This window comes from Gemmatimonas sp. (genome assembly GCF_041689975.1).
In the GTDB taxonomy this organism is placed as follows: domain Bacteria; phylum Gemmatimonadota; class Gemmatimonadetes; order Gemmatimonadales; family Gemmatimonadaceae; genus Gemmatimonas.
In genome coordinates, this window is record NZ_JBDNFF010000260.1 from 1 (window position 1) to 5,845 (window position 5,845).

Genomic DNA, 5,845 nt, shown 5'->3' on the forward strand with positions numbered 1-5,845 from the left:
CAAAAGCTTCGGAAACCATCACCGGCATCAAGGGCGCGTGGGTTCAGGATCAGAGTGTCGAGGTCGCCAACGGCAAAGCGACGATGTACAAGGTCACCCTCAAGCTCACGTTCGTGCTCAAGGGTGATTGATCGCTGTTGAGGTCCGCCGCAGTAATCGGGAGCCTGGAGTCGCGACGCGTTGGTAAAGATGCGGTGTGGTGCGCGGCGATTCCAGATCTCGAACGTTACACGAAGCCCGCGCCATGGCTACACGACCAGCGACACGGAGTTGCCGAAATTGTGGGCCAGGATCGGCAGGAGCACGCTGTCCGTGCGCAGACGCAACCAGACGCCCATGAACGCCGGCAGCGCCGTCAGCGCCATGGTGATCGCATCGAACGTGAACCGGCCACTGGAATAGCCAAAGGCGTGCGCCAAGCCGAACAGCAGGCATGACAACACGGCGCCCCATCTCCAATCAACGCCCAGGAACCGCGCCCGCCCCGTAAAGGCTCGGTCGAGTGCCAAGAGGAGCAAGCCGCGATAGAAGGGCTCTTCCTCGAATTCGGGCATGGTCAACTGGAACGCCGCTTCCTCCGCAGTAGGCGTGCCGGAAGGAAAGGCGAGGGCAATGGCCACGAAGAACGCACAGTACAGCGCGAGCACCGGTAGCGATGCCTCGAGACTGCCGACCGCCTGACGCACGGTGAAACCCGCCTTGCGCCATCCAAAGGCGGGATGCGCGGCTATCGCCAGCGTCGTCGCCAGCGCCAGCAATTTACCCTGCCAGTTTCGCGTGCTGCCGCAGCGAAAAATTCCGACGGTCGGCCAGGCCGAGTATAGCGCCGATGCCGAGTAGCAGTGCCAGGATTCCGGCCAGTCCGATCACGCCGTTCATGGATTTTTCCGCTGCGTCTCTCCGTACTTCCAGAGCGCATTGAAAATGTCACCGGTTGCTTTCCGATCCGTACCGCTGAGCGAGGTGTTGGAGAAGTAGATCACACCGACGCGTCGCGACTCGTCGGTGAGCATCTCCACCTCGACGCCGGGATCGTTACCCCCATGACCACGACGAAGACCATTGAACTTCGTGCGCCAGAACAGACCGGAGTTGCCGTCCTCGGCGGGGAAATTCGTCGGTCGGTTGCCATCCGTGAACTGAAACCGCCGCATCTCGGCGGCCGACGGCGCGTCGAGAATTCGTACACCGCCGAACGCGCCGTCATTCAGCATCGCGATGAAGAACTTCGACAGGTCTTCGACCGAAGTGCGCAGCCCACCGTCGGGATAGGTGGTGCCCCCGTAATGCAGGATGGGGACAGTCTGGCCATTCTGTGATACGAACAACGTGGAGTGGTTCATCATGTCGACCTCTCGCATGAACCATCCGGAATGGGTCATGCCTAGCGGTGTGAAGATGTTGCGCTTCGTGTACACGTTCACCGGCGCGCCCACCGCGCGTTCGACGATGTATCCCGCAAGCGCCGCACCGATGTTGGAATACTCTCGAAGCTCTCCCGGCCTAGCTTCGAGAAAGTTGTCCTTCGCATAATACTTGCCGCCGGGAGTGAAATACGCAGCGAGAAACTCGCCCAGTGGTTCCGTGGGATCCCCGCCGAACCGATACGTTTGGCGATAGACCTCCCACCGATCAGTGATGCTCGACGAATGCGTCGCGAGGTGGCGCAGCGTGATGCGCTCCGCCGGCCGATACGGATTTACGACGCGGAACGGGAGATACTGATTGACGTCCGAATCCAATGAAAGTTTGCCGGCGGCGACCGCGCGCATCATCGCCACGCCAACGAATGGCTTGGCGATCGACGCGACGTTCATCACGGTGCTCGGCATAAACGGGCGAGTACGCTGCCAATCAGCGTACCCAAAGCCCTTCATCCACACGACCTTCTTGTCGACGATGACTGCGGCTGCCAAGCCCATGACGTTCGCGTCCGTCATCTTTAGCGTGATGAGGCTGTCGAGCGCAGGGGTCTGGCTTTGGAGTGCAGAACTGCTGGCGAGCGCGAGGGCACTGGCTAGCCAGAAGATGGATCGACGCATGTTTGTCGGGATGCAGGAGAGACACACAGACTGCGCGGTCAAGTCATGTCATAGACTGGTGCGCCGGCCACACGACTGTACGGTTTCTGTTGTCGCGGAGATTCGTCCGCTGTGCCCAAATCTTAGATCCTGACGAAACGCGCCGTGCCCATGTTCCGTAGAGTGCGTATCTCGTTCAGCACTCCCCTTGATCGGTTCACTGATGGATCACGTATCGGGTGCCGTAAACGCGTCGCGTTCCGCCACACTGTTTCGCATACGTTCACTTCGCGTACGGGTCATCGTGCTGTCGTGCCTCGGCACCGCTGCCGCGCTCTTCGCGCTGGTGAACCTGCTGGCTCTGGCCACGCCGCCGGTTCCGACTGCCCCGCTGCGGCTGTCGCGACTGATCATTCACGATGTCGCGATCGTGAACCCCGACAGCGGCGGTCGCACCACCACCGGGCAGACCGTCGTGATCGAGCACGATCGCATCGTGTACGCCGGACCGGCGGACGCCACAGCGGTATCACTCCCGGGCAGGCGCATCGATGGCCGCGGCAAGTTCCTCATCCCCGGCCTGTGGGATGCGCATGTGCACACTCTCCGCCTGGCACCACAGCTGCAGCTGCCGCTGCTGATCGCCAATGGCGTGACGAGTGTGCGGGACCTGGGCGACACTTGTTCATGGAGCACGAGCCTGTCCTGTGTCTCGCCAGCCGGCGCATGGCAGCGCGCCATCGGCAACGGAACGATGGTCGGTCCGCGACTGCAGGAGGTCGTCACGTATCATCTCGAGGAACCACCGGCAGACGGTGCTGAATTGTGCACCCTCCTGCAAGCGCTCGCGACACGCGGCGAGCGCATGATCAAGCTGCAGCTCGACCCGACCATCGAGGCGCGCGATGCCACAGAACTGCTGCGCGTCGCCGACTCCATGGGTCTGCGCGTTGGTGGCCATTTGCCCTTCACCGTCGACCTGGCGTCCAGCCCGGTCGCGTTCGTCAGTGTGGAGCATGACTGGACACTGCTGCCACAGTGCTCACGGGCTCGCGCGTCGTTCGATGACCGTACGGCGTCGAAGCCGGCGCTGCTGCGTGTCTTCGACGGCGCGCATTGTGATTCGCTGTTGGCGACGATGCGAGCGCGTGGCACAGCGTATGTGCCGACCCACGTCGCATCGACCGGGCAGGATGCCCTCTTTGCGTCAGGGCCACCGGCGTCCATGAACTCGTCTCGCTTCATCCCGGCACCGCAGCGGATGGCGTGGCAGATCATCCGTGCAGCCGGCACTGTGCCCGAGCTCGAGGCGCGTGACCTGATAGCGTATCACGCGGCCGCGTTGCAGCTCACGAAGCGCGCACACGACGCCGGCGTGGTGGTCCTCGCTGGCAGCGACGCGATCGACCCTGAGGTGGTGCATGGTTTCGCATTGCACGAGGAGCTCGAGTATCTCGTGCGCGCCGGGCTCACTCCCGCACAAGTACTCGCTGCCGCGACCACGGTGCCGGCGCGGTTCATGCAGGTCGACAGTGTGGTTGGCTACATCGCGGCAGGCCAGCGCGCCGACCTGGTGTTGCTCGACGCCGATCCACTGGTCGACATCCGGAACAGCAGACGGATACACACGGTGGTGTTCGACGGCCGCGTGTTCGGCCCGGCGGAACGCACCGCCTTGTTCACTTTCGTTGAAGCACAGGCCCATCGCCTCACGATCGCTAGTCGGTTCCTGCGCTGCCTTTGGTACGGCGGCTGACCGCCGGCACCAGCGTACGCCTTCTTCAATGGGCAACGTCAGCGTGCACGAACGCGGGTCGATGGTCCACACCACCGCACCGGTTTGCGGTACGCGCTCGAAGGTTGGTGCATCTTCGCTCGCCAATGACATTCGGATACGCCAACCGATCGGCAACATGAACGCCACGGGGCGAATACGCACGGACACGACCGGCTCCGCGCTGCGTACCACGGTCAGCATTCCCTCCGTGAGCAGGCGCACGTGGCCTGCCGGGTCCACCGACTCGACGTACACATGCAGCGTGGCCGCCGGCTGATCGGCAGCCAACGTACAGCTAAACACGCCAGCACCAAATACTGAAAGCGTGTCGGTGAGTACTGGCAGCTGAAACGAGTGAATGCCGCGTGCCTTGGCGCGTTCGGTGATATCGACCGGTCGTGCAAGTCCTGTGGTCCATCGATTGTTCTTGCCGGTCGTCGCGCGGTCCGCCGTGCTCCATTGCTGCAGCGTGTCCGCGCCGGCCATCGCGCCAACCAGCAGAACAGACCACGCGCGCATGGTGGTGCGCGGCCAGCGTGATGCCGCACGCCATCGCTCCGCCCCCGCGACGTACCATTGCACCCTGCGTGAGCTATCAGATGGCGGCGAGTCTGTGCGCAGGTGCCGGTCGAAGAACGCGACCACAGCGTTCAGATCGACAGTGCCCGGCTCCGCGGTGCCATGTTTCAGCGGGCTGGCGTGCTGGTCGCCTTCATGGTTCCACGGTCCGATGCGCGCCTCTGCGATCGGCATCGCCTCCTGCGCACGAAACACGGCGTCGGCGGTCACGCCGTCCCATCAGCTTTCCCAAAGGCCGACCACTGTACGCGTGTTCGCCAGCGCCGCCATGTGTCCCGCTGGTCCGAGCGAGTCGGTCGCGGGCGCATCGACACCAAAAGGATCTGACCCCCGTGTCACTGCGTGCGCACGCTGCGCGACGTCGGACGACGGGCGCGCCTGCTCTCGCTCGCGCTGCGCAAGCCCTTCCAAATCGTCATCGCGGCGACCGACTCCCGTCACGAGCCAGCTCGCCATCCTGGGAAATATTGCTGGATATTTCCCATGATCGAGATCGTCCACCGCGCGTCCCCACGTATCGGCAAAGAGGGCGTTGCGCACGCCGCCCGGTGCGAGTGTTTCGTCGGCCAACTGCCATTCGATCTGACGTGCGAGCACGGCTTTCAGTGCCGGTCGGCCCGTAGCCGCCGCGAGTAACGCCGTCGTGCCTTCGTACGAGACGCCGGTTGCTCCGACCGCGCCGTTGGACCACGGTTGTGCGACGATCCAGTCGATCACGGGCCCCATATCGCGAACCTCATCGGCCGACCACGGCCATCGCCACACACCGTTGGACGCGCCCGTTCCGCGAACGTCGACGATCACCACCGCGTAGCCCGCTTCGACCAGTCGAGCCGCAATCGGCTCACGAGGTCCCTGCGGAATGCTCGGTCCGCCGCCGCCACGCATTCGAAAACTGCGCCAGTAGCGCGTTTGGATGAGGACCGTCGAAATGCGTCCCGCGGGACGCTCACCTGGCAGTATCACATCTGCGGCGAGTGCGACCCCGTCGTCGACCCTCATGGTCGGGCGCGTGACGTCGACGCGCGGGCCACGGCATGCGACTCCTGAAAGCAAAACAGCGCCAGACGCGGTCAGGACAAACCGCGAGGATTCGTGAGCATAGCGCAAATATATGATAACTCGCATATACTCACAATCCTGTATCGCATTTCGCTAGCACCAGATTCCGACCTTTACCTCGCCCCCCAGTCATGCCTCTTCGCCACGTTATCCGTGGCTTCCTGTCGATCCAACCCATGCGTGACTACAAAGTGACGCGCTACGTCGACGCCTTTGTGCGGCACGCGACCCGATCGCAGAATGCGCCGGTTGACGGGGCATGGCTTGTCTGCGCCAGACACGTTGCTCGCGATCCCCGCCCCGCCCGTACCATGGCGGGAGTCGCTGCTCGTCAAACTCTTCTTCGCCGTATTCGCGACACGGAATTGTCAGACGGCAACGCCGGGACGGTCGACACTTTTAAAAG

6 protein-coding genes and 1 pseudogene are annotated in these 5,845 nt (G+C 63.2%); 3 read left to right on the forward strand and 4 right to left on the reverse strand.

What is annotated here, in order from left to right; genetic code table 11:
• A partial coding sequence (locus ACESNG_RS16335; protein WP_373059915.1) for a dodecin family protein occupies positions 1 to 131 on the forward strand: 131 nt, incomplete at its 5' end.
• A gap of 117 nt (positions 132 to 248) precedes the next feature.
• On the opposite strand, the gene ACESNG_RS16340 is transcribed toward ACESNG_RS16335, so the two are convergent.
• Both ACESNG_RS16340 and ACESNG_RS16345 read right to left on the reverse strand, forming a co-directional pair.
• Entirely contained in the window at positions 249 to 758 is a 510-nt protein-coding gene (locus ACESNG_RS16340; RefSeq protein ID WP_373063173.1) for a CPBP family intramembrane glutamic endopeptidase, BDIM_20840 family, read from the reverse strand.
• Positions 759 to 875: 117 nt separating this feature from the next.
• On the reverse strand, positions 876 to 2,042 hold the full coding sequence (locus tag ACESNG_RS16345) for a serine hydrolase domain-containing protein (RefSeq protein ID WP_373069797.1): 1,167 nt from the start codon (positions 2,040 to 2,042) through the stop codon (positions 876 to 878).
• 202 nt (positions 2,043 to 2,244) lie between these two features.
• Between ACESNG_RS16345 and ACESNG_RS16350 the strand changes: the two genes are divergently transcribed.
• Complete coding sequence (locus tag ACESNG_RS16350) at positions 2,245 to 3,777, forward strand: amidohydrolase family protein (protein WP_373063177.1); 1,533 nt, start codon at positions 2,245 to 2,247, stop codon at positions 3,775 to 3,777.
• A 105-nt stretch (positions 3,778 to 3,882) separates the two neighbouring features.
• On the opposite strand, the pseudogene ACESNG_RS16355 reads toward ACESNG_RS16350, so the two are convergent.
• Together ACESNG_RS16355 and ACESNG_RS16360 are read right to left on the reverse strand one after the other, a co-directional pair.
• A pseudogene (locus ACESNG_RS16355) lies at positions 3,883 to 4,551 on the reverse strand (CocE/NonD family hydrolase C-terminal non-catalytic domain-containing protein); the annotation flags it as partial.
• A 45-nt stretch (positions 4,552 to 4,596) separates the two neighbouring features.
• Complete coding sequence (locus ACESNG_RS16360) at positions 4,597 to 5,379, reverse strand: CocE/NonD family hydrolase (protein ID WP_373063179.1); 783 nt, start codon at positions 5,377 to 5,379, stop codon at positions 4,597 to 4,599.
• A 191-nt stretch (positions 5,380 to 5,570) separates the two neighbouring features.
• Between ACESNG_RS16360 and ACESNG_RS16365 the strand changes: the two genes are divergently transcribed.
• Positions 5,571 to 5,845 (forward strand): hypothetical protein (locus ACESNG_RS16365; protein ID WP_373063181.1); only part of this gene is annotated, 275 nt, incomplete at its 3' end.

Bases quoted from the DNA above. Each gene is read 5' to 3' on its own strand.
- ACESNG_RS16345 (WP_373069797.1), bottom strand. From the start codon at position 2,042: ATGCGTCGATCCATCTTCTGGCTAGCCAGTGCCCTCGCGCTCGCCAGC.
- ACESNG_RS16350 (WP_373063177.1), top strand. From the start codon at position 2,245: ATGGATCACGTATCGGGTGCCGTAAACGCGTCGCGTTCCGCCACACTG.
- ACESNG_RS16360 (WP_373063179.1), bottom strand. From the start codon at position 5,379: ATGAGGGTCGACGACGGGGTCGCACTCGCCGCAGATGTGATACTGCCA.